This is a genomic window from Streptococcus sp. SM3 (genome assembly GCF_027497875.1).
Map to the genome: position 1 here is coordinate 1 of NZ_JAJNSA010000158.1, position 3,351 is coordinate 3,351.

At 43.9% G+C, this 3,351-nt stretch carries 3 protein-coding genes and 1 pseudogene; 3 read left to right on the plus strand and 1 reads right to left on the minus strand.

Translation table 11 applies throughout. The annotated features are described in order from the left end of the window. Positions 1–974 (plus strand): YvcK family protein (locus PAN06_RS13435; protein WP_269796575.1); only part of this gene is annotated, 974 nt, incomplete at its 5' end. Continuing rightward, positions 971–1,882, plus strand: a complete 912-nt coding sequence (gene whiA / locus PAN06_RS13440) for a DNA-binding protein WhiA (RefSeq protein ID WP_004257845.1) — start codon at positions 971–973, stop codon at positions 1,880–1,882. The genes PAN06_RS13435 and whiA, both read left to right, overlap by 4 nt. 31 nt (positions 1,883–1,913) lie before the next feature. Here the strand turns inward: whiA and PAN06_RS13445 are convergent, their stop codons facing one another. Beyond that, entirely contained in the window at positions 1,914–2,882 is a 969-nt protein-coding gene (locus PAN06_RS13445) for an NAD(P)/FAD-dependent oxidoreductase (protein ID WP_269796576.1), read from the minus strand. 138 nt (positions 2,883–3,020) lie between these two features. Here PAN06_RS13445 and PAN06_RS13450 point away from each other — a divergent pair. Continuing rightward, positions 3,021–3,351, plus strand: a pseudogene (locus PAN06_RS13450) (TIGR00159 family protein); the annotation flags it as partial.

The window sequence follows — 3,351 nt, forward strand, 5'->3', positions numbered from 1 at the left end:
GAAAACCAAAGATAACGGTGATTGGTGGAGGGACTGGGATCCCCGTCATTCTTAAAAGTCTGCGTGAAAAAGATGTGGAAATCGCAGCTATCGTAACGGTGGCGGATGATGGTGGTTCATCAGGTGAACTCCGAAAAAATATGCAACAATTGACACCGCCAGGGGATCTTCGCAATGTCCTTGTGGCCATGTCGGATATGCCTAAGTTTTATGAGAAGGTCTTTCAATACCGCTTTTCTGAGGATGCGGGAGCCTTTGCTGGCCATCCATTGGGAAATCTCATTATCGCTGGCCTGTCAGAAATGCAGGGTTCGACCTATAATGCCATGCAGTTGCTGAGCAAATTTTTCCACACAACTGGGAAAATTTATCCTTCCAGTGACCATCCTTTGACCTTGCATGCAGTCTTTCAGGATGGGACAGAAGTGGCTGGAGAGAGTCATATCGCAGACCATACAGGTATGATTGACCATGTCTATGTGACCAATACCCTCAACGATGATACGCCTCTGGCTAGCCGTCGAGTAGTCCAGACCATTCTTGAAAGTGACATGATTGTCCTAGGGCCTGGCTCTCTCTTTACCTCTATTTTGCCCAATATCGTGATTAAGGAAATCGGGCAGGCGCTTTTGGAAACCAAGGCAGAAATCGCCTATGTCTGCAATATTATGACCCAACGTGGGGAGACGGAACATTTTACAGATAGTGACCACGTGGAGGTCCTGCATCGTCACCTTGGTCGCCCTTTTATCGATACTGTTTTGGTGAATATCGAAAAAGTGCCTCAGGAATACATGAATTCCAATCTCTTTGATGAATACTTGGTGCAGGTGGAACATGATTTTGCTGGTCTTTGTAAGCAAGTTCCGCGTGTGATTTCATCTAACTTCCTTCGTCTGGAAAATGGGGGTGCCTTCCACGATGGAGATTTGATTGTGGATGAATTGATGCGGATTATACAGGTGAGAAAATGAGTTTCACAGTAGCAGTAAAAGAAGAAATTCTAGGTCAGCACCATCTAAGCCGGCATGAATTATCTGCCATTATCAAGATGTCTGGTAGTATCGGTCTCTCGACTTCGGGCTTGACCTTGTCAGTTGTGACAGAAAATGCCAAACTGGCTCGTCACCTCTATGAGTCCTTTCTCCATTTCTATGAAATCAAATCAGAAATCCGACACCACCAACGGAGCAATCTCCGCAAGAATCGGGTCTATACCGTTTTTACAGATGAAAAGGTGCAGGACTTGCTGAGTGATTTGCACTTGGCAGACTCTTTCTTTGGCCTGGAAACAGGTATTGATGAGGAGATTTTATCAGACGAGGAAGCAGGCCGTGCCTATCTCTGTGGTGCTTTCTTGGCAAATGGAAGTATTCGTGACCCTGAGTCAGGCAAGTATCAGTTGGAAATCAGTTCTGTTTATTTGGACCACGCGCAAGGGATTGCCTCTCTTCTCCAGCAGTTTTTACTGGATGCTAAGGTTCTTGAGCGTAAGAAGGGAGCTGTGACCTATCTCCAGCGAGCCGAAGATATTATGGACTTCTTGATTGTCATCGGAGCCATGAAGGCGCGTGATGATTTTGAGCGAGTTAAGATTTTACGAGAAACCCGTAACGACCTTAATCGTGCTAATAATGCTGAAACGGCGAATATTGCTCGGACAGTTTCTGCCAGCATGAAGACCATCAACAATATCAGTAAAATCAAAGATATCATGGGCCTAGAAAATCTACCAGTAGATTTGCAGGAGGTAGCGCAGTTGCGAATTCAGCACCCAGATTACTCTATCCAGCAGTTAGCAGATAGTCTCAGCACTCCTCTGACCAAAAGTGGTGTTAACCACAGACTCAGAAAAATCAATAAGATAGCCGATGAACTATAAAACCACGAATCGTAGGACTCGTGGTTCTTTTTTATAAACTAGTAGAGTGTTTTGGTTGTACTTTTTGCTCAGGGTCGATGTAGTTGATGGCGTTGTTAACAGCGGTTGGTGCTTCTCCGAGACCTGTGGCAATCAAATCAATCTTTCCTTCGTAGTAGCAGCAGTCACCGATAGCATAGATACCTGCTTGGCTGGATTCTTGCTTGCTGTTGACGATAATCTTGTGACGGTTGAGGTCCAGACCCCAGTTTTTAAGGTTACCGACAGAAGATTTGAAACCATAGTTAACAAAGAGGTGGTCTAGGTCAATCGTTTCTGTTTCATCAGATTTTACTTTTGTGATTTCAAGTTTATCGAGCGTTTTTCCATCTCCAAGGAGTTGGCTAGGGACGAATGGTGTCTTGATGGTCACTGATGATTCCTGCAAGGCTTGGACACTGTGTTCCAAGGCACGGAAATTATCTCTGCGGTGGACAAGGGTAGTTGGTGCGATTTTTTCAAAAGCCAAAGCCCAATCAACAGCTGAGTCCCCACCACCCAGAATCGTCACTTTCTTACCAGCATATTGCTGGATGTTGGAAACGTGGTAGTGGATATTTTCATAATCCTCAACGCCTTCTAGTTCTAGAGGACGTGGTTTGAAGGCACCGCCACCCATAGCGATGATAACTGTTTTAGTCAGGTGACTTCCTTTAGAAGTTGTGATGACAAATCCTTCTTCTTGTTTTTCAATCTCAAGAACCGTTTCGTTGAGATGAATAGGGGTATCAAAGCCATTTAATTGCTCGATTAGACGGTTAGTCAACTCTTCTCCAGTCAGGTTTGGGAAACCAGGGACGTCTAAAATTTCCTTTTCAGGATAGAGAATAGCAGGTTGTCCACCTAGTTGGGGAAGAGAGTCGATGATTTGGACCTTGGCTTGGCGTAGGTGGGCATAGAAGGCTGCAAAAAGACCGACAGGACCGCCACCTACAATGGTAATATCATAGAGTTGAGACATGGTTTCTCCTTTGCTTTTTCTAGTCAGTTTATTTTATCATATTTTTTCTTTAATTTAAAATGAAGTAGGATAGGGAAAAAAATGTCAGAAAAATGGTATAATAGAAAGGAACGTGTTTGGACAGAGAGGAGACAGCAGATGAACTTTCAACAATTATCCAACCTGCAATATTGGACTAGCTTGTTTTCTAGTCCTTGGAGTATTGCCATCAATGTGTTTGATATTTTGATTGTGGCCTATATTTTATATCGTTTTACAAAAGCGATAGCTGGCACCAAGATTATGATTTTGGTGCGTGGGGTCGTGATCTTTGTATTAGCCCAGGTTGTGGCCAATATCCTTGGTTTAACAACGATTTCTTGGTTGATTAATCAAATTATCACCTATGGAGTCATTGCAGCAGTTGTGATCTTTTCTCCAGAGATTCGGACTGGTTTGGAACGTTTGGGAAGGGCGACAGATTTCTTTT

What these genes read in the sequence shown, in the direction of transcription:
- whiA (WP_004257845.1), top strand. Translation starts at nt 971, where the DNA reads ATGAGTTTCACAGTAGCAGTAAAAGAAGAAATTCTAGGTCAGCACCAT.
- PAN06_RS13445 (WP_269796576.1), bottom strand. Translation starts at nt 2,882, where the DNA reads ATGTCTCAACTCTATGATATTACCATTGTAGGTGGCGGTCCTGTCGGT.